The organism is Wolbachia endosymbiont (group A) of Phasia obesa (assembly GCF_964028125.1).
Lineage (GTDB): Bacteria > Pseudomonadota > Alphaproteobacteria > Rickettsiales > Anaplasmataceae > Wolbachia > Wolbachia pipientis.
Window position 1 is genome coordinate 871,361 of sequence record NZ_OZ034764.1, and the last position, 24,337, is coordinate 895,697.

Consider the following 24,337-nt stretch of genomic DNA (forward strand, 5'->3'; position numbering starts at 1 on the left):
GACTGGAATGACAGCAGTCCTATGTCATACCGCGATTCATTCCATAGCTGTACGAACATTCATTTTTGAAGGTAAATTGCACAGCAAATGGTCAGTGCTTGGCACTGGAATAACGTCCTCCTTTGTCATCCCAGTGCCCAGACACTGGGATCCAGTTTTCCATATAATCTCATCGAAAATGTTGTAACCACTTTCTATGCTAGTTTGCTTGCTTACAAGCAAACTTTTCTGGATCCAAGTAGTCTGGGCACTGGGATGACAGGAGAAGGAGGCTACTTGCATGACACCATTCTTTTTTCTGGATCTCAGTGTCTGGGCACTGGGATGACGAGAAAGGAGCACTGGGATGACATCCTCCCTAGCGGAGATTGCTCTCAAATCACAATGTTCGTACAGTAAGCACTGACCACTTTGCTTCAATATTTGCGATGCCCCTGAACAGATACAAAAAATCTATTATTTTTTTATAAATTAAATCCTAAGGCATTTTTTACTGTAGATTAATCATTTGATTATAGTATCATTTTAATTAAGCTTATGTTTTGAACATTTATGAAAAATATTTTATATTTCATACTATTAGTTGTTGTATTTGGATCACTGAGCCTGTTTGCCATAGAGCAGCGTGAAGAAAAGAAAATTGGGTCAGTTCATAAAAACGAAAATGTAGGTGCAAGAAAGCAAGATTTACTGAGCAGTACAAATCAAAAAGATGAGTTGAAAAGCAACGTCGATGCTAAACAAACACAAGAGGCTGAGAGCAAAAGATTAGACGGCACTACCGATAAAGAGAAGCTGCAACACAACGAGAACAAAGCTTCCGTGGTTGAAAAAACTATAAGTGAGGGTGAAAAGATTGATAAAGATTTGCCAAATGACCAGCTAGAAGGAAGCACAGACAAATTTGCTCAAAATTTACCAAATATGGCCAATAAAGAAGTGAATAAAGATTTGAAACCAGAGCCTTTGCCTTTAAGTGCTGATTTAAATGAGAATACAACTGACCCGCAAAAAAATCTACAAGCTGATCAGAAGATTGATATAAAAGATAATGAACTTTCAAAAAGTGATGCGAGTCAATTATTAGAGGGAAAAAAAGAAAAAGTAGAGAATCAGTCTGAAGAAAAAAAAGTGAAAGAAACAAACAGTAATTCCAAGGACCGCAATAGAGTAAAACCTATAACTAAAAAAGATGAAAGTGAAAAGAAAAATTTACAAAAATGGACAAAGCTAAACAGAGAACCAATAAAAGAATGGGGTCATAAAGACATACAAAGCAAGTCAATATATAAACGACAATATGATAGCCTTAATGAGCATCTTCCTACAACTGTGTTTATTGATGATTACAGTAAGCAATTTTTTTACTGCATTAAGAAGAACAACTTAACTTGCTTAAGAGGAGTAATAAGTAAGCTAGAAAAAATTGGATTAACAATTCAAGAGATACTAAGGTTTAGAAATAAATTGGGTGATACTCCTCTCATTTATTCAGTTAAACAAGGTGAGGTAGACATAGTGCGCTTTCTCTTATTACAAGGTGCTGATCTTAGAGTAGTTAACAATAATTTTCAATCCCCAATTGATATAGCAATCGAAAAAAAGCAGATCAATATAATAAATGCGATTGCCGAAATGATGCCACATCTTTTGGAGGATAGAAAAATAGACAATAAAGAAAGCTCAGCAATGTACGATTGGGCTGTGAAAACGAAAGAAAACAATGAGTCGCAGTGTGATAAGCAAGATGATTAGATTTTTGATATTAATTTTAGTTGGTCATTTATGTTATGGAAACGAAACAAATGATGAAAAAAATCAGATTAGTGATTTTTTAAACGCTCTGCATGATGTAAAATACGTATCTTACAGTAAAAAAGACTTTGCTGAATTTTTGGTGCAGTGCCACAAAGAGGGCGTGCCAGAAGATTTTAAGAAAGGTTTTGGTTCTAACTTAAATGGAGCTAATTTTAACCAACTGTACCTAAGTAAATCTGTTTTTGATGGAGTAAGTCTGATTGGTGCCGATTTTTCTAACACCGATTTATCCGATGTGTCTTTCATTGATGTTGATTTACGTGGTGCTAATTTTTCCAATGCTAATTTACATGGCATTAAAATAAAAGGTACAAATTTGAGTTTTACAAAATTTGTTTCTGCAAACTTAACAGATATCGTATTTGATCAGTCTAATGTTAGTTATGCTGATTTTATCAGTTCCGATCTCAAAAAAGTAAGTATGCACAACGTAATTGGTTTGCATACTAATTTCTCGAATGTGAAAATGAATTTCTCCAACTTATCAAACTCGAATGTTAGCCACGTAAATTTTAGTGATAGTGAAATAAACGATACCGTTATGCAGAAAAACAACCTTGATAATGCAAGTTTCTTTGGAGTGGATGCATATAAATTAAAGATACAATTTTCTTCATTAAAAAATGCTAACATATATGGTGCAGAGTTAAAAGAATCAGACTTTACAGGTAGCAATCTTTCCGATGCTTGCCTTAATTCTTCTATCATAATTAACAGTAACTTCGACGAAACTAATTTAAGCAACACACAAATTTCCTATGTGAATGACGATAATTCAAGTTTTGTTCAATCTATACTAAATGGTTCCAAGATAAAACATGCATATGTTTCTGAAACAAATCTTCAGGATGCTGATTTATCCAATATTGATTTTAGTTTTAGTGAACTGCATCAAGTTAATGTCTCTAATGCTGACATTCGTCATGGAAAGTTTCATAATACTAAAGTTGCGAATTCTAACATGAATGGCTCATTTTTTGACCATTCACTATTTACCTCTGCAAAGATAGAAGATTCAGACCTTTCTACAACTTCAATGTATAAGATAAAAATCCAAGACTCTCAAGTTTATAACAGTACGCTTTCTCGCCATAATATTGATTCCAGTGAAATAGAAAATTCAACATTCTTTAATTTATTAGCTGATAATTCGAGCTGGTCTAATTTAAAAGTAACTAATTCAAATTTTATTGAAAGCGATTTCAGATCTTCTTTGCTTCACGCTAATGCCTTTAGGAAAACTAGTTTTTTTCTTAGCAATTTGAGTAATTCAACAATTAGTGATATGTCTTTTCTCTCTTCAAGCATATATAAAAGTTCAGTTGCTAATTCTCATTTAACAGGTTGCAAGTTTGATAATTCAATTTTGATTGACAATCAAGGGCAGAAAAAACTTGCAGGCTTAGAAAATGCTATAACTTCAATTGAAGATTTGCAAGAGAAAATATCACAGGGTGAAAAATTTAATGTAAATTATTCTTACTTTGAATTTAAGGATATGAATTTAGAAAATGCCGATTTTTCTAATTCAACATTGAGTAGAGCAAAGTTTGTAAACGTTAATTTGAATAAGGCAAATTTTGAAAAGACCGATTTGCGCTATACTGTCTTTGATAACTCTTCTCTCATTGGCACCAACTTATCAAATTCTAATTTAGAAGGTTCTAGCTTTTTAAACTCTGATCCAAAAAGCACCATGTTAAAAAATGCAAAGAAAAATGACCGTAAAAAGTGAGGGCGTATTATTGGTTCTATCCTCCCCTTCTGGAGCTGGAAAAACTACTATATCAGCAAAATTACTTGAGCAATCAACTAATTTAGTTAGGTCTGTTTCTATGACTACACGCAAGCCTCGCCCCGGCGAAATAAATGGAAAAGACTATTTTTTCGTTACCGAAGAAAAATTTCACGAGTTATGCAAAGCTGGCCAAATGCTTGAATACGCCAAAGTTTTTGAGAATTTTTATGGTATACCAAGAAATTTTATAGAGCAAAACTTAAGCAATGGAATAAGCGTTTTACTCAGCATAGACTGGCAAGGAGCATTTCACTTATTCAAGCTCATGAGAAAAAAAGTTGTAAGTGTTTTTATACTTCCCCCTTCAATGGAAGAGCTTAGGTTGCGTTTGCAAAAGCGTAATAGTGATGATGCAAGCGAAATAGAGCGCAGATTAGCCGAAGCTCAAAAAGAGATAAGCAAACGTGATAAATATGATTATGTAATAATCAATGATGATATTGATAAAAGTGTAGAAGAGATAAGCTCCATACTAAATAAAGAAAGACTTAAAAAACTAAAAGAAAAACCAAGTCTGGAAGACTGATAAAAACATCAATTTGGATATTTGCAGCTATAGTTTCTTATCCTATTTTAGCCAGTAGCACGTTTCGCAGTTTAGCTATATTTATTATTTTTTAAGATTAAATGGTTAAAATAGTAGCAACTGTTCAAGTGAGGATTTGACTATGATAACAGATTTTCTAATAGAAACTAGTTTTCTGCCTTTCCACCTATACATATACAACGTTTAGCTCAATTTAAAAGTCAAACTTCTTGGTTGTTAGTTTAGTGCTGACAACTTAAATAGCTTTTAATATTGAGGTTTTAGTATGGGTATAGATATAACTGCACTAACTACTAATGCAGATAAATTAGGTGAATGCATAGATAAAAATAAAAAGCAAGAGCAGGATAGAAAAGACGAGCAATTGTATGGCATTATAAAGAGAAAGGTAAAAAAAGAAGAACACAAGCGTGAAAAACCAAGAGGTCAAGATGGAACCCTCAAGAAGTGTAAAAGGTTATTTGAGAAAGATGCTAGTCCTGAAGTATTAACTAAATTAGAAGAATCACTTAGAGAACAAGAAAAATATTATAGGTATTATGTCCAATGCTTCCTTCCAGTGCTAGATAAAGCAATAGAACGATCGAAAAAAATATCAAATGAAACAAAAGAGCGAGTAAAGCAAGCAATTTCAGAAATTACTTATAATAGCAAATATTGTAACCAAAATGATCGTAGGGACAGTGGAATTGAAAGTGACTACAGTAGCGATGCTGGTGATGATTATGAGAAACATTCAATCAGTAACCCTAATACAGCAAATGAAGATCAAGAAGTAGAGAAAAGCAACGGAACAACGCATAATAATGTTCAATTACTAAAAGCGATCAAAAATGGAAATAACAGGAAATTAAAAAAATATCTAAAAGATTGTACGGATATTAGCAGCATAAAAGCTGAAGAAGGGAAAAATATTTTACACCTCATTGCGTCGTTGGAAAAGAAACAGAAATGCAAGTTTCTGGGTACCCTAATAAAAACGGTCACCAAGGAAGATCTAGCACAACTCATTAATAGTGAAAATCAGACCCCTTTTCAGGTAGCACTAATTAACAAGGTAACAAAAGAAAAACATGAGTCTAATACAATTCGAAGTAACGATAACACACTTAAGTTTCTTACAAAATTGTTAGAGCATGGAGCCAGCTCTGATAATTTAGAATTATCTACAGAAGAATTACAAAACTTAAAAGAGGAGCAAAAGACATACTACCGTAATTTCTTAGAAAAATTAGCAGAGCAAGGAAAGAAATCTAAATTAAAGCCAGAAATAAGAATCAATACAGAAGCAAAAATTAAAGAAATTATACCACATACCATAAATACTCCAGATAGTAATGATAATTATCTATTACATCCAGTAATTAAAAATAGTGATAAAAAACTTTTTAAAGAACTATTGGAAAAAGGTGCGGATATTAGCCTTAAAGACACAGATGGTAACAATGCTTTACACTTGATTGTTAAACCTGAAACAAAACAAAAACTTAAACTTCTCAATATATTGCTAGAAACAGGCCAAAAAGAACAATTTATAAAAGCTGTAAATGATAAAAAAGAAGGGCAAACACCGCTCCATCAGATACTCCAGCGCATACAAGAGAAGAGTGAGAACCGATCACTTAAGAAATTTGAAAAAACTAAAAGGTATGAAACCCTAGAACTATTGCTAAAAAACGGTGCAGATATTACTGTGCAAGATAAAGATGAAAAAAATGCTCTGCACTATATTGCTTCATTCAAAGGAGAACAAAAAGTTGCATGTTTGAAGTTGACTTTAGGTAAGGATGAATTTAGTAAGGCTATAAATGCTGTTAACGGGAAAGAGCAAACACCGCTCCATCAGGTACTCCAGCGCATACAAGAAAAGAGTAAAGAGCCTTCATTGAAAAATAAAATAAAAAATGTAGTAAAAAATGTAGTAAAAAAAGAATTTAAGGATACTGGCAGGTATAAAACCTTAGAGTTATTTCTACAAAATGGTGCAGATATTACTGTGCAAGATAAAGATGGAAAAAATGCTCTGCACTATATTGCTTCATTCAAAGGAGAACAAAAAGTTACATGTTTAGAGTTGATTTTAAATTCGGTGGAAAAAGAGAAATTTAGTAAAGCTGCAAACGCCGCTAACGAAAAAGAACGCACACCACTACAAGTAGCGCTAATTACTAAGACGACAAAAGATAAACATAATTTGGTCAATCCTAAGAGCCGTGATAACACGATCAAGTTCTGTGTAAAATTATTGCAAAATGGTGTTGACCCAAAGCAGTTAATACTACCCGAAAGATTATGGAGCAAAGAGTATTATAAAACTATAAAAGGAATAGAGAAATCAATGGGTAGAGCGCTTATTCCAGATGATATGAGAACTGAACTGAAGTGCAACTTTGGCAGGAAGTTAAAAGCACGCGATATTGTGAAGTACATCAATAATGTTGCTTGTAAAGCAGTGACAACGCTTGTATTTGCTGCTTTAGCCTGTGCAGCAATATTCAGTGCTTCTCAAGGAATTATTACAATTGCAACTGCCTCATCTATTATAGCAGTTATTGGAGTTTGTTATCTTATTTACTTGAATTTAGAAAATATTTATGAAGGATTTGGAAAAATTAAAGGAAAGTTTACTGAAGAAAAGCAACTTACACTTCAAGATAACGCACCAAAAAATGATACACAATGCAATAACTCTGTTAAAGATATAGAAAATAAGTCCAACGATTTAGAAGAGCAAGAGGTGCAAAAATCATCAAATCAATCAGAGCATACTGAGAGTCCTCCAGACACTAAAATGAGTGCCATATCAATAAACTCGTTGAAAAATTGTGTAGGGATAGTGTAACTAGTAAACCCTCTTCTCTGGCGCTATGAAATCAATCTCACCGCTCAGAGTTTTTTCAGCCACTTTTTTATAATCAATTTTTACGTTAATTTGCCCTTTCTTTTCTTCAAGCCACGCTATAGTGTGCTTCATCCAGTTTTTGTCATCACGTTCAGGAAAGTCTTCACGAGCATGGGCACCTCTGCTTTCCTCGCGATTAGCTGCGCATTCCATGGTAATAACCGCTTGTGGGATCATGTTAGCAAGCTCCAGTGCTTCAACTAAATCACTATTCCACATCATACTGCGATCCTCAAGTGAAATATCAGGCATCATTTTTGCTACCTTTTTTATAGCTTTTTTGCCTTCTTCTAAAACTTCAGCAACACGGAACACTGATGCGTACTTTTGCATAGTGTTCTGCATTTCGCTGCGTATTTTTGCTACTTTTAGCCCACCGGAGGCAAATCGCATTTTATTAAATCTATCTACTATCCAGTCTGTGCAGTCTGAATGCAATTTTTTATGTGGTGTACCGGATTTTAGTTTCTCTCTTGCTCTGAGCGCTGCAGCTCTGCCAAAAACCACAAGATCAAGAAGCGAGTTAGAACCAAGTCGATTTGCACCGTGCACAGAGACACACGCAGCTTCTCCAATTGCAAATAGTCCATCTACCACTTCTTCCTTACCTTGCTTCAGCGTGATCACTTCTCCATAATAATTAGTTGGAATGCCACCCATGTTATAGTGAACAGTCGGAATGACCGGTATTGGATCTTTAGTGACATCAACTCCAGCAAAAGTTCTTGCGGTTTCGCTAATGCCCGGCAATCTGAGTTTTATTACTTCCGGATCAAGATGTGCTATAGTTAAATACATGTAATCTTTTTTCGGTCCAACTCCCCTTCCCTCTCTAATTTCAATTGTTATTGCGCGACTTACCACATCACGAGAAGCTAAATCTTTTGCTTTTGGTGCGTAACGTTCCATAAACTTTTCGCCCTGAGAATTAACGAGGTACCCCCCTTCACCACGGCATCCTTCTGTCATCAGGCACCCTGAGCCATATATTCCTGTTGGATGAAATTGTACAAATTCCATATCTTCAAGTGGTAATCCAGCCCTTACTACCATGCCATTACCATCACCTGTGCAGGTATGCGCACTTGTTGCAGAGAAATAAACACGTCCATATCCACCTGTTGCTAACACCACTCTATGCGCACGAAATCTATGTAATGTGCCGTCGCATAGCGACCAAGCAAGAACTCCGCAGCATGTTTCGCTATCCATAATTAAATCAATCACAAAGTATTCAACAAAAAATTCAGCGTTGAATTTAAGACACTGCTGATATAGAGTGTGAAGGATTGCGTGCCCAGTCTTATCTGCTGCCGCACAAGTGCGCTGCGCTGATTTTCCTTTACCAAAGTGAGTTGTCATTCCACCAAAGGAACGCTGGTATATTTTGCCATCTTCTGTACGAGAAAAAGGTACGCCAAAATTTTCAAGTTCAATAACAGCTTTAGCAGCGTTTTTACACATATATTCTATTGCATCTTGATCACCAAGCCAGTCTGAACCTTTTATTGTGTCATATGCATGCCAGCGCCAATCGTCTTCACCGATATTACCTAAAGCTGCACTAATTCCGCCTTGTGCTGCAACTGTATGACTTCGTGTAGGGAAAATTTTAGAAATGCAGGCAACTGAAAAATTAGTTGCAGCCATCCCAAGCGTTGCTCTGAGCCCTGCTCCACCTGCACCTACTACTACCACGTCATACTCATGTTCTATGATCTCATACGCTGACTTATCCATATTTACTTATTTTATCATTACAGGCTTATGATATCACAGAAGTAGAAAAAATCTATACAAGTTTTCTATAGCTATACCACCGCGAACCGTCATACCGCCACGAACCGTCATACCGCCGCGGTATCTCTTAACATAGATCCCTTACTTAACCGTCATACCTTAACATAGATCCCGCTAACAAGCAGCGGGATGACGGTTATCAGGCTAGCTGTCATCCCAGTTTGGAATCCAGGAAAAAGAATGGTGTCATCCCATTGCCCAGACACTGGGATCCAGGAAAGTTTGCTTGTAAACAAGCAAACTAGCATAGAAAGTGGTTACAACGTTTTCGATGAGATTATATGGAAAACTGTATTCCAGTGTCAAGCACTGGAATGACATCACAGGGGCACTGGAATGACACCTCTCTTGGGCTCTTTTAGCTATAAACATTAAGAAATTTACCAAACGAAAAAAAAGGCAAAAGAAGCCCCGTGGTTATTATCCGCTTTAAAATATTGGCGTTTTTTATGTTTTAAACGCTTGACAAGCGAAATTCAGCTGCTTTTAATTGCAACTAACCTACGCTGCAAATGTTTAAGAAATTTACCAAGCAGAAAAAAAGACAAAGAATCCCCGAGTTAGCTAGTCTTTTACTATCTTTGTCGAGTATTGGCATTTTTTGATGTCTTGTAACGCTTTGTAAGCGCGTTCAGCTTATTTAGATAAAAATCTAGATGTAGATGAAGTTTTGTAAAGACATACAGTATCTATATACTGCAAAAAATTAAACATAAGACGCCGATACATTAAGTAATCCTTACCTTTTAATCTGCAGATTGGCGAAAGCAAATACAATAGCTTCACTGTCATGATAAAGGGGCTGGCGAAGGGTGTCAAGCAATTTTCTTATTTCATTTAAATTGCTTGTAACCTTCTTATACACTCATCTTTACCAAGAATCACCATGATATCAATGATTCCAGGTGCATCCATTACTCCAGTTATAGGGGCGCGTAATGAGTGGTATACATCGCTTATTTTCATATCGTGCAATTTTGCACATTCCTTGATCTGAGAAGATAAAAAACCCTTATTCCAATTTTCATCACCGATCTTTGACAGAAATGACGCGAGTAACTTAATTATATTGAGGTTAGATTTGACAATTTGCTCAGCCTCTTCACTTAAATCAAGTGGCGGATCTTGAATATAAAATTTTGCTAAATCCAATAATTCGGTCAGGTAGTTTGCTCTTTTTTTTAGCTCTGTCAGTCCCTGCAGTAAATAGCCCTTTTTTTTGTCAGTTAGAGTATTTTCTCTAAGCATTAGAGTCAGAATATCTTCATTGCTCATATTACTAATATAGTGGTTATTCAAATGCTCCAGTTTTTTGAAATCGAGCCGTGCAGGTGAACGACCAATACTTTCTAAATTAAACCACTCTATTGCTTGCTCATCGCTAATAATCTCATCGTTGCCGTGACTCCAGCCAAGTCTCAGCAAGTAATTACGCATCGCTTTTGGCAATATTCCCATCTTTTCATAATCGCAAACGCTTGTGGCACCATGCCTTTTGGATAGCTTATTCCCATCTTCCCCATGGATAAGCGGCACATGTGCAAAGCGTGGAATGTCAAAATCAAGAGCCTGGTATATTAGCAGATGTTTAAAGGTATTAGTGAGATGGTCAGAACCGCGTATTATATCAGTTATTCCAGCATCATGATCGTCAATTACGACAGCAAAAATATATGTTGGAGTGTTGTCAGAGCGTAAGATCACTATATCATCAAGCTGGTTGCTATTTACTTTGATTTGGCCGTATATTTTATCATCAATAACGATCTCTTGCGAATCTGGCACTTTAAAGCGGACAACTGACCTCACACCCGATGTCATTCCAGCGCGTGACCACATATTTTTCCAGTGTCGGCTACTTGGATGACAAGAAGGAGGTTTTGTAGTACATTTATGCTTGTATATCTTGCTCTCTTCTCTTGCTTTTATTTTCTTTTCTGCAACTTCATCCTCAGGGCAATAACAGTGATACGCCCTACCCTTCTCAACTAAAAGGTTTGCTACTTCTTTATGCCGCTCTATTCTTTTTGACTGATATACTATTTCCCCATCATAGCTCACACCGAGCCATCTTAGCCCTTCTATAATTACATCAATTGCTTCTTTCGTTGAACGTTTTCTGTCGGTGTCTTCAATTCTCAGCAAAAACCTGCCACCATGATGCTTTGCATAGAGCCAATTGAATAAAGCAGTACGAGCTCCTCCAATGTGCAAAAATCCTGTTGGTGATGGAGCAAATCTAGTGACTACGTCTGGCATATTTGTCTATTACAGTAATATAAATGATGATAGCTAAAATTTATGTTTGTAACAATTTAGAATTTATTTGTTCTGAGAGATAAAATTTACTTGTTTTTCATAAATTGTGTTGTATAATTTAGTACTGGTTGAATATAGCGAGGTGAGTTATGGATGGACTTGTAGATATAGCAAAATTGCTTTCAGATAATGAAGCTAATATCAATTGGCGTTACACCGGCCCTTTTGATAAAACAAAACAAAGAGTACAGGCAGATAACCTCCTGCATTTAGCTGCAAGAATACAAAACAAAGGTAAATTTGTAGACATTTGTAAGAAGAACATTGCTTCTGTAACTGCGCATAATGAATATGGAGATAATCCATTTCATGAAGCAGCAAGAAGTGGAATTTTGCTGCCTGCAGTACAAGAGATTGTGAATGACTTAGAGACGGAAGCTGATAACAAAATTACGAAAGCAGAAGAAGCTGGAGATCGGAAAGAAGTAAGCAGATTGAAAGAGGAACTCAAATGTAATAAAAAATATATTAAAGATGCGCTCTGCAGTAAAGACTATGCTTTTAATAAGAAGAGGGAAACTCCTCTTTATTACTTAAATGCTGCACAACAGAAAGAAATTAAGCAAATCGCAGGCATAAAAGACAGCTTTATATGTAACCAGAAGTTTCACCTGTGCTTATATATAATAGGAGCGATAGCATGTATCGCTGCTTTATGTTTGTCTTTATACTTTTTATTTTTAGTTTCTCAATCTTTTGCACTAAGCTCGATGGTTGCAATAGCTTCTGGCGGAGTCACATACCTGTCAGTTAAAGCATGTAGCGAGATACATGCCTTGCATAACGAAAGCACTTTAGTGGAAAATGCTAATGTACAACTTGCAGGAGAAAGTTTGGGTGTTTGATGAAGCTAGAAATTACTTGCAGGCAATGATATAGAAATTTACTTTCTTAACTTCAGAAAGTATACTCATACGATGATAGAAAAGAAGTACAGTAAGATTTTAATAGCAAATAGAGGAGAGATTGCCTGCAGGATTATCAGAACTGCCCATAAGATGGGTATATCTTGTGTGTGCATATACTCGGATGCAGATGTAAATTCTGTGCATGTAAGACAAGCAGATGAGTCAAGATATATCGGCCCTTCGCCATCTTGCCTCAGTTATTTAAACATTGAAAAAATATGTGAAGTAGCAGTTGAAACAGGTGCGCAGGCAGTTCATCCTGGCTATGGTTTTTTAGCAGAAAATCCAGATTTTCCACGTGCTTTGCAAAAACACAATATAGACTTCATCGGCCCCAGTGCAGAAACAATAGAAGTTACAGCCAACAAAATAACAGCAAAAGAAGCGGCAAAAAAAGCTGGAGTGAATGTAGTGCCAGGATATATGGGTAAGATTAGCGACGCTGCCCACGCAGCTCAAGTTGCTGAAGAAATTGGCTTTCCGGTTATGCTTAAAGCTGCATCAGGCGGTGGTGGCAAAGGAATGCGAATTGTAAACTCCAAAAAAGAAATTGAACTAGCATTTACATCAGCCACAAATGAAGCAGAGAAAAGTTTTAAGGATGGCAGTATCTTTATAGAGAAATATATAGAGTTGCCAAGACATATTGAAATACAAATCATAGCAGATAAATATGGCAATATAGTTTGTCTTGGAGAAAGAGAATGCTCGATACAAAGGAATAATCAGAAAATAATAGAAGAAACGCCAAGTCCATTCATTAGTGAAGAAGTAAGACAAAAAATGTATGTTCAATGTGTTTCTCTGGCAAAGCAAGTTGGCTATTTTTCAGCAGGCACTGTTGAGTTTGTTGTAGATAAAGACCAAAACTTCTATTTTCTTGAGGTAAATACGAGATTGCAAGTTGAGCATCCAGTAACAGAATTTATAACTGGAATAGACATAGTAGAAGAAATGATTAGAACTTCCTGTGGAGAGAAATTGAGATTCAATCAGGATGATATTAAACTTACTGGTTCTGCAATAGAAAGTAGAATTTGCGCTGAAGACCCATCGAAGAAATTTTTCCCTTCCAGCGGAAGAATAAAATATTACGATAAACCGGGTGAAAATGATTATGTAAGAATAGATGATGGAGTTGCTGCAGGTTCAGAAATTAGCATGTTCTATGATTCGATGATTGCCAAAGTGATAACATATGGAAAAGATAGAGTAGAAGCGATCAGCAGAATGCAAAAAGCATTGTCTGAATGCTATATAGAAGGAGTAACAAATAATATAGAATTTCTAGAATCCATCTTCCATCACCCAAATTTTATCGCAGCAAAGCTCCATACGAGATTTATTCCAGATCATTACCCTAGTGGGTTTCACGGCGATTTTGTTACAGAGGAGTATATTAAAATATTTATTTTCACTGCGTTATATGTTCATTTGGAAAATGAAGAAAGGTACCATCATAAAGCAGTGAATGAAACATCTCAGGTGTCATTCCAGTGCGTGACACTGGAATCTAGTAAAAAAGAAGGGGCACCAGTATCAGCTACTCGGATGGCAGGTGACCGTGCAAGAGATTTATTCATAGTGAATATAAATGACAATGAGTACTCCGTAAATGCAAAATACCAAGATAATATATTAATAACGGTATATAATCACAATAAATACTCCGTTATAGGCAAGTGGAAATCAAGTTATAGATTGCTATATATCACAATTAATGACGATACCAATATAGCACTTAAAATAGAAAGACAAGGCAGCAAGTACTTCATAAGACATGCAGGCATGAAAGCTGAGTGTTGTATATTTAAGCCTCATGTAGCTGAATTAAGTAGGTTAATGCTAAATAATGAAACAGAAGGGATTTCAGCAGATGCTGTAAAATCCCCAATATCTGGCTTATTAGTTAAGTTGCACGTAAATGTAGGAGATCAGGTGGAAATAGGACAACCTTTATTTGTGGTGGAGGCAATGAAAATGGAAAATATCATATGTGCTGAAGCAGCAATGGTGATAAAAAATATTCCCGTTCAAGAAGGAAAAAATGTGCAGATTGGTGATGTAGTCTGCTTTCTTAAATAACACAAGAAGTACAAACTTGACCCAAACAAGATAAATGAAAACACTTGATGAGCTATGGCAATGGCTATTGGTATGTGTAACAAAAGAGTAACCACTCCTAAAATTATCTGAATGATGATGGAGAGCAGCATAATATATACCGGTTTTACGCTAGCATTTTTTACTGTGAGTATTACTACCAAAGTTAGTATTAGCAATGCCAGTGCTCGATGTATAAATTGCACTGTCGCTCTGTTCTCAAAGATATTCAGCCATATAGGCTGTAAGAAAAATAAATCTTCTGGAACGACTTGTCCGTCCATTAGTGGAAAGGTATTGTAAATCAAACCAGCATTTAATCCCGCAACAAATGCGCCGAAAATTATTTGTATTACAATTAGGACCAAAATCATCCTTGCGTAGTATATAGTGTTACCACTAACCTTAAGTTTTGTTTGTTGTGGCCTTATCTGATAATCAAAAAATTGATATGACAATAATGCAAAGATAATTAATGCTAATAATAAGTGAAGTGCAAGCCTATAGTGGCTAACATGAGGTTCAGTTACTAAACCACTTTTAACCATATACCAACCAGCAAAAGCTTGTAAAGCTCCAAATAATAATGCCACAAATAGCTTTATTACTACCTTTTTAGATATTTTTCTTCTTAATGTAAAATATATAAATGGCAGGACAAAAACTAAACCTGTTAGTCTTGCCACCAATCTGTGTACATATTCTATTAAGTATATAGCGCGAAACTCCTCCATACTAATACCATAGTTAAGTGCTTTATATTCAGGTGTAGCTTCGTATTTTAATTTTTCTTGTAGCCAGTCTTGTTTACTCAGTGGTGGTAATGTTCCAGTAATAGGTTTCCACTCCGTGATTGACAATCCCGCTCTTGTAAGTCTGGTAAATCCACCAATTCCTACCATAAGAATTACCATAATACAGCAGAGAAAAAGCCAAATGGCTACAGGTTTTGCTTCCATAAACCATGTTTAGTTTTGTTCCATCGCTCAGGGTAAAGAATAAACTCCCACAAGGCAAGAAAAGCTGCAACACTATGTAGCAGACTATAGACCGGAAAAAATATCGATACTATATAAAAATAAAAAGGCATCTTTTGCTGTTTGACAGCTATTACCAAAAGAATCAGGTTAGTAACGTATACCACTACAAAGTAGTACAAAAATAATTCATTTAAAACTTTAGTTAATATCAATGAAAGCAGTAAAAATGGAGTAGTAAAAAATATAAAAGCTGCAGAGCCAACAAAAAGATTCAATAGCAAAATTCCCTTAAATCCAGTGTGTTTATAAAGTGACTTTATATTTTTTAAATGAACAATATAAGTTTGCATATAGCCTTTGATCCAGCGCGCTCTTTGCTTAATCCAAGCAAATACAGCAATTGGTGACTCTTCCAATGTTTCTGAGTCAATCATCCTGGTTTTATATCCCATTTGCGCAAGTCTCAAACCGAGGTCAGCATCTTCGGTAACACTATAAGCATCCCAGAAAAACACTTTTTTTAGAATTTTTACTGAAAAATGATTACTGCTACCACCCAAAGGCATCGGCATGTTCATTTTTTGGAATCCAGGCAATAAGTATTGAAACCAGTTCATATACTCCAGAGAAAAGGATTTTGTGAGAAAATTATAATCACAATTATAGTAATTTAATTTCGCCTGTACACAGGCAAGCTTATCGTCGCCCTTATTAAATTCAATCAGTGCTTTTTTTAACTGCAATGGGTCTGGTTTATCGTCCGCATCATATATTACTGCATACTTTCCTCTAGCAAAGCTCATAGCATAATTGCATGACTTGGCTTTTGTTCTAGGCAAAGAATGAGGCACTTTTATTACTTCAAAATACTGTGGTAAAGTGTACTTTTCTATAGCTGCTAGCGTTTCCTGGTCATCACTTTCTACCAGAAGCTTTACATCTAATTTCGACTTTGGATAATCCAAACTTTTAACGCTTTCAATTAATTGCCCTATTACTGCACTTTCTTCAAATACAGGCAGTAAAATAGTATATATAGGTTCATTCAACTTACTATAATCCACTTTTTGATTAGAGATTTCACATAAGCTAAAAACTGTAGCTATAAACTTGAATAAATAACTAGAACATCCGATTATAAATATCAACATCAAAGCAAAATATGTACATTTCTCTGTGAGTGTTAAAATTGAAGTTACAATAAAGAAAGAAGCAAAAAATATTGAGCTTAGTTTAATGCTTTTGGCTGAAAAATTAGGATTCTTGTAATATAAGTAGTTGCTTGCAAATTCTGAAATACCAAAGTGCGAGTTAAGAAGATTTAAAATCTGTTCGCTATCCACTTTTATTAATACATAGTCAATACCGTAATGAGTTTCGACCCAACGGGTGATATCTAGACTTGTGTCTTCAACCATAAAAAAAGTAGTATCATTTAATTTTTGCCAAGGAATTATATTAAATTTATAGTAAAAAAGTTTCTCTTGCTCTTTGCATAAACTAGAATCAAACTTAATTTTTTCTACATTATCAGCTTGAAGTATAGGCATTAAACCTAATGCAATTTTTTATTTAAGTCACGTGAAAATGAAGATATGACCTCGCTACTACGCTTATCATCTTTACGTTCATGCATTATTTTTTTTACAGCATCAGCAGCTATACTCGCTGTGTTAGCCTGTAAATCTCCAAGAGCTTTTTCAACTTGGTCAGTGACTTTCTTCAAGTTAGAATGGGCATTGTCATCTAATGTCTGATCTAGCTGCTGTCTATTGTGCTTAATGATACTATTAGCTTTATCAAGTGCTTCATTCATCATTTCATTAACTTCTGCATCTAATTTTTTGTATTTTTCAGAAGATTTTTTGTAATACTCCAACATATCTTTCCTGAATTTTTCAGTTTCTTCACTTGAAAATTTGCTTTTGTTACGCTTATTGTTAAGCGCATTTTTTATCACTTTCTTCAGCAATTTATACGAAAGGACAAAAATTACCAAAAAGGCAAGACCGATAATCAGTGATGTAGACATAAAAACCCCTAAAATTCTTTGGACACCAAATCAGCAACAAACTCCTCTTCAATTTCAGAATTGGTCAATTTAGTATAATAAATTAAAGCAATACTAGTAGCCATTTGTTTTAACTGATCAGTATATTCAGATTTAAATTCTGCCACTTTTTCTTCAATAAGCTTGCTCTTTTTTTTGTCTTCCTCTTCTAATATATTCTTTACATTAGCTCTCATTTCTTCTACCTGAGCAAGTGCATCATCTATGATTTTTTTTGCCTGTATTCTAGCTTGGGTTAAAGCTGCGTTATACTTGGCAACCTGATCTTCCGTGAGTCTTAAAAGATGAACAGAACTATTAAAAGAATCCAATACTTCTTTACTTCTAGTGCTTATTATTTCATCTAACTTTGGCAAAAATAAACAACTTACTACGAAAAAAAGTGAAGAGAAAAAAATTAAAAACCAAAAAACTTGAGAAAAGAAGGTTGAAACATCAAGCTGTGGCATCTGTTAAGCAGCAAATATTAATAACATTGCAAGTACAAACGCAAGCAATCCCATGATTTCAACCATGGCAGCACCAATATAAACGTAACTTTTCATTTTACCTTCTGATTCAGGGTTCCTCGCAATCCCATTTAACATAGCAGAGAAGATATTAGCTATACCTAAACCAGCGCCGAGCATTCCAAACACAGCTAAACCAATTGCTATAAATTTTAAAGCTACTAAATCCATATATTACCTTTAATTATTTCTTTATAATATAATTGTAAAATATTCTACAAGGAAGTCAATTACTTTACTGCATCTGACAAATATACACATGTTAATATAGTAAATATATAAGCTTGTAAAATTGCAACAAATACTTCAAATCCTATCAATGCAATTATGAACAAAAACGGCGCAGGAGTGAAAAATATGTTCATATTTACAATAAACCCTGCTATCACTTTGATGATTGTATGACCAGCAATCATATTTGCTGCAAGCCTTATTGATAGGCTAATCGGTCTTACTAAATAAGCAAACAACTTAATAATAATTATTATAGGTGCAAGCCACGAAGGAGTTCCTTTTGGTAGCAATATGCGTAAAAATTCTACTCCCCTTTCTTTAAATCCAACAATCGTTATATAAATAAAAACCACCATCGATAAAGCGAAGGTGACTATCACATGACTTGTGACCGTGAAACTATAAGGAAGAACACCAACTAAATTACACGATAAAATGAAAATAAATACTGTGAATATCAATGGAATGTGCTGCAAGCCTTTGCTTCCAGTGTTATTTTCTATTATTGAAATAACAAAATCATATACATACTCAACTGCAGCTTGCAAATATCCTGGTATTACTGACCCCTTCTTTATTCCAAAAAGCAAAAAGAGTATCATCAATATCACCGAAATCATCGTGAAAAAAGATGAATTGGTAAAGCTTACGTCATACCCAAATAACCTAGGTAACTCTATTATTGTATATACCTTAAACTGTTCCAGTGGATTTAGTGCCATTTTAATCTGAATTATAAACAGTAAATAAAGTATGAATTTTATAGGACAAAGTCAAGAATTAAGATAAGGCTCTGTATTATTATAACATTAACATATTAACAAAATATGTAATTAGAATGTTAATTACAGTCAGCTCTGTATTTTAAAATTTACTAATCTTGTTAAATTATTCAATATCTTGACTTAATATCTTATTTTGATTATAATTTAATTTTTAGTGAGGTATATAATGAACGAAATAGATTTTATTAACATTAATCATCTTTTAAATTTGGAGCAGGAATTTGGTAACGGATACATCGAATTTGTAGATTGTTTCCTTGACGAAGATACTCGCGATTATTACATAGGACTCAACGTACTAGATGAAAGCCATAATGCAATAAAACACTTCGTTTTTGATGGTAACATTGATGAGGATGCCTGGGATTATGGAAGTCTTAAATTCTTTCCGGAGATAGATTTAAAAGGTGACATAGAAAAAATTCTTTCTCTTCGCAAGAAGATATAAAGTTACAAAAGCTTCTACATCATTGTTTATGATGTAGAAGTATTCCACTACAACAAGCTTTAAAAGCACTACATTTTATATTACAATAACTTTTTTATTTCTTGTTAGATCGATGAAATTCACGTTATCTTGGTTACTGGAGTATTTAGAAACCAATGCTAGTTTAGAAGAAATTACCGATAAATTAACTCACATAGGGTTAGAAGTAGAAGATGTGATCGATAATTCCAGATTGACTGGGTTTATCGTTGCAGAGGTATTAGAAGTCGTACCTCATCCAAATGCTGATAAATTAAAATTATGTAAAGTAAATGATGGAAGTAAAATTCTACAAATAGTCTGTGGAGCAAACAATGTTAGAGAAGGTATGAAAACTGTACTTGCATCTCTTGGTAGCACGTTGCCAGAAAGTGATCTCACAATTAAGTCCACAAAAATACGAGGAATGCTAAGTGAAGGGATGCTCTGCTCTGCTTCTGAACTTGCGCTGGTTCAAGAGAAAAGTGAAGGAATAATCGAGCTTTCCGATGATTATAAAGTAGGGGATAAATTTTTCAATTGTGACCCTGTAATTGATATAAATGTTACTCCAAATCGTGGAGATTGCTTAGGCATTTATGGAATAGCTCGCGACCTTGCTGCAACTGGAATTGGGACATTAAAGACTTTAAGCATTCCACAACTTACCAGCTCCATAAATTCACCAATCGATGTTGAAGTTACTGACGGGGAAAGTTTTATTAGTGGAATATACATCGCCAATGTAAAAAATCAAGAAAGCCCAAAATGGTTAAAAGATAGGCTGGAATCGATAGGAATGCGCTCCATTTCTGCAATAGTTGATATCACGAACTATATTATGATATCTTTCAGCCGCCCAATGCACGCGTATGATGCAAAAAAAATAGAAGGAGAGCTCACAGTACGCAAAGCAAACGACGGAGAAAAATTTGCTGGTTTGAACGGTAAAGAATACTTATTAAACAAAGACATAAGCGTTATTGCAGGTGATAAAAATATTCATGGAATTGCTGGAATTATAGGTGGTAAGTGCAGTGAATGTACTCTTGAAACTACTGATATCTTTTTAGAGTCTGCTTGGTTCGATCCCATCTCTATTACTAAATCTTCAAGGCAGCTCGGCATCTCCACAGACGCTAGTTACAGATTTGCACGTTCAGTTGATCCTGGATTTACTTTTGATGGACTCAACCTTGCAGCTAAAATGATTCTGGACTTATGTGGTGGAGAAACCTCAAGCGTAGTGTCTGCTGGCAGTTTAGATAGTGCTGACACCAAGGTGAGCTTTGATTATCAGGATGTGAACAAGTTTGGAAGTGTGTCTGTATCGCCTGATGAGGTGCTTGATATCTTAACGAAACTAGGGTTTAGTATTGATAAAAAAACCGAAGGCAATTGGAATGTACAAGTACCAAGCTGGAGACCGGACGTGACAATACCGGCTGACCTAATCGAAGAAGTAACAAGGATATACGGCTATGACAAAATAAAAGAAGAACCACTACCAAATAATGTTGAAGAAGTAGATAGTACATACGACAATTTGCGTATTTTGATGACAAACAGAGGGTTTCATGAAGTGCTAACCTGGTCGTTTATGAGTGAATCAACAGCTGAAAAATTTGGTTACTCGAATAAGTTATTTATCATCGATAATCCGTTTAACAATAGCTTTAATATAATGAGACCAAGTATTATGCCAAATTTATTGCAAGTTACTGCTGATAATATTGCCCATGGAATATCTGATCTTGCAATCTTCGAAATCGGGCCGATTTACGATGGTGAAGCTCAGTCTAAGTATGTTTTAAGTGGAATTAGGTCAGGAAATAATTTACCGCGAAACCATTATAATACTGATAGGAAAGTAGATGTTTTTGACGCAAAGGCTGATTGCATAGCAGCTTTGGAGTTTTTTAACGTTAATTGTGATAATTTAACGATAGAGAAAGCAGAAAAAGAACATTACCACCCAGGAAAGTCAGGCACTCTCTCTTTTAAGAATAAAGTAGCAGGTTATTTTGGAGAGTTGCATCCTAATATATTAGATCTTTTTGATATCAAGCAAAAAGTTGTAGGTTTTGAGGTAATACTAGAAAATATTGAAAATTTACCTGTAAGTAGAAAGAAATTTATCGATTATAAATACCAAAGTGTAAAACGTGATTTTGCATTTATAGTAAATAAGGATGTGGAAGTAGGTAACATAATCAATGTGATAAAAAAAAGCTCAGAGCTCATCACAGAAGTTTTGATATTCGATGTATACCATGGAAATAATATAGAACCGAATAAGATGTCTATAGCGTTGTCAGTTACTTTTTGCTCTCCAATCCACACTTTAACTGAAAAAGAGATCCAAAAAGAATCAAGTGCTATAGTTAATTTAGTATGTGAAAATACCGGAGGAACTTTGAGAACTTATCGTTGAGTCACAATCATAGTTTCCTGCCGTTGCTGTGTCACACTTACTTCATCCAATTTATTTCCAATATTGAATTCAATATCCTTGAAAAATCTATCCCACATTCCATGCAAATGCTCTTCTATTTTAGGCCACACATCATTTTTAAATGTTACCCCATCATCAGAAAATAAATTACCTAAAAAGGCTCCAATACCTTCATAATTTGACTGAAAACATTGAAGAAATGTCTCTCCTTCTTTATAAGTATTATGTGCCACATTTAACGCTTTTCTCTCTGTAGTCTCTTTATAAGCATTTGATGCTCCAATCTTTATTGCACCAAACATAACTTTACTCCAGTTCTTAACTTTCTGTATACAACCTTCACTATTTCCTGGTATATTATTTATTATATTTTTTGTCAAATTGTCTATCAAAGGAGACAATAAATTTTGACTAAAATGTTTGATATTATCTTTTGTTTTAATTACAGGATATTTGATGCGTTTTTCTGCTAAACAGTACTCCAGTTCTGCTCTTTCTAATAACTTCTTGATTTCTTTTTCATCAAAAGTTTCAAGCTTGAATACCTTCAGTAAATCATCTTCTATTACTGCAAATTTTATTTTTTCACGAGACGTTAGTTCTTCTTTATAATCATTTTTTGTTTCTTCATTTATCAATAATTCTTTTTTGCCTAATTCTAACTGTTTTAATGCTTTCAGAATTTCTTCATTCCTTTTTAAGAGCACTTCTATTGATCTTGTACCCGGATGCCCTTTTTCCCTGTTATTTTGTTCAGCTTGTAAACGCTTATTTTGATCTTTGAGTGTTTGTTCTAATGTAGATTTTTCTAAATGTCCTTCATCTTGCACGCGAAAAGCTTCAATTATTTCTGCTAGACCTGATTCACCATATTTTCTTAATTTCTTGCATAAACGTAAAACACCCTTTTTTTGTTCTCGAAGTAACCTTTGCACTTTATATTTTTTTATTTCTAAATACATCTTTTCTATAAAGTCATTTATTTTAGCTGAAGCTTCCTTATCCGATGGAACCTTTACTTTTTTTTCTAAATCTTCAAGCTGCTTCCTTAGGCTTTGCTTCTCCTTATCCGGTATATCTGATTGACTTAACTTACCTTGAACTTTTTTCATTACTGATTTTATCAGCCTGCGCTCAATCTCTTGATCATGATATTCGAATTTAAAAAGGTCTTCTAACCCCCTTTTTAAGGTGTCATTTGTTAAGCTACTGTTTTCATGTATTTCTTTTAATTTCTTATATATATTGTTACACCTTGTTTGACCTATTCCTCTTAAACGTTCAATTTCTTCTTTCGCATTACCTAAGGCTTTCTCTGTTGCTTGGAGATGCTTATTTTTATAAATATCAATTACTGTCCTTTTAACTATTTCGCCTTCCTTTATAAGCTTTTTCCATTCCGCCTCATGTACAGAAAATTCATCATCTTTTGAGTCTTCTACTTCCATTCCTGCGTTTTTCAAATCTTCTATTATAATCTCTTTTCTACTTGGTAATTCCTTACCTTGGCTCTCTAATTCCTGTCTCACTAAAGAATTTTTTATCTCATCTTCCAGCGAAAAATCTTCTCCCCGTCTATCTCGCTGAAACTTAATTGCTTGTATAAAGGCAACTTGATAGGCGTTGTATATTAAGTGAGTTGTCAACTTAAAATCTATGCTACTTACCACTTTTAACCTGAATTCGTCCAACAATTCCTTCAATTTATCATATGTAATCTCTTTCTTTTCTAGTTTTATCAGTTCTTCCATAGTCTTCGCAAATTCTTGAATAGAAGTTGCAAGCACATTCTTGATCTCATTACGTAAAGGCTTAAGACCATTTTTTAAGTGGATATTAGCTGATAATTTCAGTATGGTATTATGTTCTGAATCACGTGCAACATTAAACCAACTACCATCTTTATCTTCGTATAAATCTCTAACTAGTTGTTTAAATTGCGGTGGAAACTTAACTTCCATATTCCACTTAATGTCTGCTTCAATAGCCTCTATCTCATGAAAAGACACCTCAATATTTTGGTGTTCATTTTGACATAACCCATTACTTATTTTAATAGCAGCAATCAAAAAATGAGATAATTTTTTATTTAAAAGATAAAAAGTAGCCAAAGCGAGTGTTGCAGGAATAAGTAATGCTGCAAGCACAGCGATATTAACAAGAATCACTATTGCAGCAAGAACACCATATGCCAATCTTTTTGCTGTACTTTCACTTACTTCACTTTTTTTTGTTTTATTCTCCTCTGAACTGATTTGTGTCTTATCATTTGTTTTTAATTTATTATATACGGCTAATCCTAACGCAGTGAAAACTATATAAGGAAACATTAAAACTGATAGAGCTAAATTTAATACTTTCTTCTCCGGGCAAGCTCGATTTACCTCTTTAAATATTCTACTTGATATATTATACCAAGAAGTAAAAAAATCAGAGTTATAATCTTTATAATGAAATATACTGAGTGGAACGTTAAAATTAGCTAACGGCTCTTGTTCTTCCACAGCATCAAAAAATTCTTCTTCCTCCTCCAAAGTAGCAACAGATTCTACTTTACCTAAATCATCACTATTGTTATTCAAATCAACAACTTTTTCATAATCATCTGCAACAGCCTTATTCATATTATAACCTTACCTCAA

19 protein-coding genes are annotated in these 24,337 nt (G+C 34.5%); 9 read left to right on the forward strand and 10 right to left on the reverse strand.

Translation table 11 applies throughout. From position 1 onward, the window contains the following. Positions 1-36: 36 nt before the first annotated feature. Positions 37-420, reverse strand: a complete 384-nt coding sequence (locus ABWU29_RS04425) for a hypothetical protein (RefSeq protein WP_174516765.1) — start codon at positions 418-420, stop codon at positions 37-39. Positions 421-552: 132 nt separating this feature from the next. On the opposite strand from ABWU29_RS04425, the gene ABWU29_RS04430 reads away from it, so the two are divergent. From ABWU29_RS04430 to ABWU29_RS04445, 4 genes are all read left to right on the forward strand, one after another. Then, a complete protein-coding gene (locus tag ABWU29_RS04430; RefSeq protein WP_015588986.1) occupies positions 553-1,755 on the forward strand; it encodes an ankyrin repeat domain-containing protein in 1,203 nt (400 codons plus the stop codon). Beyond that, positions 1,748-3,553, forward strand: coding sequence for a pentapeptide repeat-containing protein (locus ABWU29_RS04435; protein ID WP_015588987.1), 1,806 nt, complete (start codon positions 1,748-1,750; stop codon positions 3,551-3,553). Before ABWU29_RS04430 ends, ABWU29_RS04435 begins: the two co-directional genes overlap by 8 nt. Next, positions 3,537-4,142, forward strand: coding sequence for a guanylate kinase (gene gmk / locus ABWU29_RS04440; RefSeq protein ID WP_015588988.1), 606 nt, complete (start codon positions 3,537-3,539; stop codon positions 4,140-4,142). Before ABWU29_RS04435 ends, gmk begins: the two co-directional genes overlap by 17 nt. 286 nt (positions 4,143-4,428) lie before the next feature. Next, positions 4,429-7,005: an ankyrin repeat domain-containing protein gene (locus tag ABWU29_RS04445; protein WP_264378123.1), complete on the forward strand. Its 2,577-nt coding sequence runs from the start codon at positions 4,429-4,431 to the stop codon at positions 7,003-7,005. Here the strand turns inward: ABWU29_RS04445 and sdhA are convergent, their stop codons facing one another. After that, complete coding sequence (sdhA, locus tag ABWU29_RS04450) at positions 7,006-8,805, reverse strand: succinate dehydrogenase flavoprotein subunit (RefSeq protein ID WP_015588990.1); 1,800 nt, start codon at positions 8,803-8,805, stop codon at positions 7,006-7,008. 189 nt (positions 8,806-8,994) lie between these two features. On the opposite strand from sdhA, the gene ABWU29_RS04455 reads away from it, so the two are divergent. After that, a complete protein-coding gene (locus ABWU29_RS04455) occupies positions 8,995-9,183 on the forward strand; it encodes a hypothetical protein (protein ID WP_353280179.1) in 189 nt (62 codons plus the stop codon). 519 nt (positions 9,184-9,702) lie between these two features. Here the strand turns inward: ABWU29_RS04455 and gltX are convergent. Next, positions 9,703-11,124 (reverse strand): glutamate--tRNA ligase, encoded by a 1,422-nt coding sequence (gltX, locus tag ABWU29_RS04460; protein ID WP_141457167.1) that lies wholly within the window; start codon positions 11,122-11,124, stop codon positions 9,703-9,705. A 149-nt stretch (positions 11,125-11,273) separates the two neighbouring features. Here gltX and ABWU29_RS04465 point away from each other — a divergent pair, with 149 nt between their 5' ends. After that, positions 11,274-12,029, forward strand: coding sequence for an ankyrin repeat domain-containing protein (locus tag ABWU29_RS04465; RefSeq protein WP_015589031.1), 756 nt, complete (start codon positions 11,274-11,276; stop codon positions 12,027-12,029). A gap of 72 nt (positions 12,030-12,101) precedes the next feature. After that, a complete protein-coding gene (locus tag ABWU29_RS04470; protein ID WP_015589032.1) occupies positions 12,102-14,177 on the forward strand; it encodes an acetyl-CoA carboxylase biotin carboxylase subunit in 2,076 nt (691 codons plus the stop codon). Here the strand turns inward: ABWU29_RS04470 and ABWU29_RS04475 are convergent. Genes ABWU29_RS04475 through ABWU29_RS04500 form a run of 6 tightly spaced genes read right to left on the reverse strand, consistent with a single transcriptional unit; the run spans position 14,126 to position 18,711 of the window. Continuing rightward, positions 14,126-15,154 (reverse strand): COX15/CtaA family protein, encoded by a 1,029-nt coding sequence (locus ABWU29_RS04475; RefSeq protein WP_174516784.1) that lies wholly within the window; start codon positions 15,152-15,154, stop codon positions 14,126-14,128. The genes ABWU29_RS04470 and ABWU29_RS04475 overlap by 52 nt on opposite strands. After that, on the reverse strand, positions 15,136-16,725 hold the full coding sequence (locus ABWU29_RS04480; protein ID WP_141457162.1) for a glycosyltransferase family 2 protein: 1,590 nt from the start codon (positions 16,723-16,725) through the stop codon (positions 15,136-15,138). The genes ABWU29_RS04475 and ABWU29_RS04480 overlap by 19 nt, the downstream gene beginning before the upstream one ends. Before the next feature lie 5 nt (positions 16,726-16,730). Then, positions 16,731-17,207, reverse strand: coding sequence for a hypothetical protein (locus tag ABWU29_RS04485; protein WP_141457161.1), 477 nt, complete (start codon positions 17,205-17,207; stop codon positions 16,731-16,733). A gap of 8 nt (positions 17,208-17,215) precedes the next feature. Further along, positions 17,216-17,695 (reverse strand): ATP synthase subunit B, encoded by a 480-nt coding sequence (locus tag ABWU29_RS04490; RefSeq protein WP_015589036.1) that lies wholly within the window; start codon positions 17,693-17,695, stop codon positions 17,216-17,218. Between the two features lie 3 nt (positions 17,696-17,698). Next, a complete protein-coding gene (locus ABWU29_RS04495; protein WP_006014985.1) occupies positions 17,699-17,926 on the reverse strand; it encodes a F0F1 ATP synthase subunit C in 228 nt (75 codons plus the stop codon). Positions 17,927-17,985: 59 nt separating this feature from the next. After that, a complete protein-coding gene (locus tag ABWU29_RS04500; RefSeq protein WP_015589037.1) occupies positions 17,986-18,711 on the reverse strand; it encodes a F0F1 ATP synthase subunit A in 726 nt (241 codons plus the stop codon). A gap of 229 nt (positions 18,712-18,940) precedes the next feature. Here ABWU29_RS04500 and ABWU29_RS04505 point away from each other — a divergent pair, with 229 nt between their 5' ends. Both ABWU29_RS04505 and pheT read left to right on the forward strand, forming a co-directional pair. Further along, positions 18,941-19,222, forward strand: coding sequence for a hypothetical protein (locus tag ABWU29_RS04505; protein WP_015589038.1), 282 nt, complete (start codon positions 18,941-18,943; stop codon positions 19,220-19,222). 112 nt (positions 19,223-19,334) lie between these two features. Continuing rightward, entirely contained in the window at positions 19,335-21,674 is a 2,340-nt protein-coding gene (gene pheT / locus ABWU29_RS04510) for a phenylalanine--tRNA ligase subunit beta (RefSeq protein ID WP_141457159.1), read from the forward strand. Here the strand turns inward: pheT and ABWU29_RS04515 are convergent. Then, on the reverse strand, positions 21,665-24,319 hold the full coding sequence (locus ABWU29_RS04515; protein ID WP_141457157.1) for a hypothetical protein: 2,655 nt from the start codon (positions 24,317-24,319) through the stop codon (positions 21,665-21,667). The genes pheT and ABWU29_RS04515 overlap by 10 nt on opposite strands. Positions 24,320-24,337 lie beyond the last annotated feature (18 nt).

Bases quoted from the DNA above. Each gene is read 5' to 3' on its own strand.
- ABWU29_RS04430 (WP_015588986.1), top strand. From the start codon at position 553: ATGAAAAATATTTTATATTTCATACTATTAGTTGTTGTATTTGGATCA.
- ABWU29_RS04435 (WP_015588987.1), top strand. From the start codon at position 1,748: ATGATTAGATTTTTGATATTAATTTTAGTTGGTCATTTATGTTATGGA.
- gmk (WP_015588988.1), top strand. From the start codon at position 3,537: ATGACCGTAAAAAGTGAGGGCGTATTATTGGTTCTATCCTCCCCTTCT.
- ABWU29_RS04445 (WP_264378123.1), top strand. From the start codon at position 4,429: ATGGGTATAGATATAACTGCACTAACTACTAATGCAGATAAATTAGGT.
- sdhA (WP_015588990.1), bottom strand. From the start codon at position 8,805: ATGGATAAGTCAGCGTATGAGATCATAGAACATGAGTATGACGTGGTA.
- ABWU29_RS04455 (WP_353280179.1), top strand. From the start codon at position 8,995: ATGACGGTTATCAGGCTAGCTGTCATCCCAGTTTGGAATCCAGGAAAA.
- gltX (WP_141457167.1), bottom strand. From the start codon at position 11,124: ATGCCAGACGTAGTCACTAGATTTGCTCCATCACCAACAGGATTTTTG.
- ABWU29_RS04465 (WP_015589031.1), top strand. From the start codon at position 11,274: ATGGATGGACTTGTAGATATAGCAAAATTGCTTTCAGATAATGAAGCT.
- ABWU29_RS04470 (WP_015589032.1), top strand. From the start codon at position 12,102: ATGATAGAAAAGAAGTACAGTAAGATTTTAATAGCAAATAGAGGAGAG.
- ABWU29_RS04475 (WP_174516784.1), bottom strand. From the start codon at position 15,154: ATGGAAGCAAAACCTGTAGCCATTTGGCTTTTTCTCTGCTGTATTATG.
- ABWU29_RS04480 (WP_141457162.1), bottom strand. From the start codon at position 16,725: ATGCCTATACTTCAAGCTGATAATGTAGAAAAAATTAAGTTTGATTCT.
- ABWU29_RS04485 (WP_141457161.1), bottom strand. From the start codon at position 17,207: ATGTCTACATCACTGATTATCGGTCTTGCCTTTTTGGTAATTTTTGTC.
- ABWU29_RS04490 (WP_015589036.1), bottom strand. From the start codon at position 17,695: ATGCCACAGCTTGATGTTTCAACCTTCTTTTCTCAAGTTTTTTGGTTT.
- ABWU29_RS04495 (WP_006014985.1), bottom strand. From the start codon at position 17,926: ATGGATTTAGTAGCTTTAAAATTTATAGCAATTGGTTTAGCTGTGTTT.
- ABWU29_RS04500 (WP_015589037.1), bottom strand. From the start codon at position 18,711: ATGGCACTAAATCCACTGGAACAGTTTAAGGTATATACAATAATAGAG.
- ABWU29_RS04505 (WP_015589038.1), top strand. From the start codon at position 18,941: ATGAACGAAATAGATTTTATTAACATTAATCATCTTTTAAATTTGGAG.
- pheT (WP_141457159.1), top strand. From the start codon at position 19,335: ATGAAATTCACGTTATCTTGGTTACTGGAGTATTTAGAAACCAATGCT.
- ABWU29_RS04515 (WP_141457157.1), bottom strand. From the start codon at position 24,319: ATGAATAAGGCTGTTGCAGATGATTATGAAAAAGTTGTTGATTTGAAT.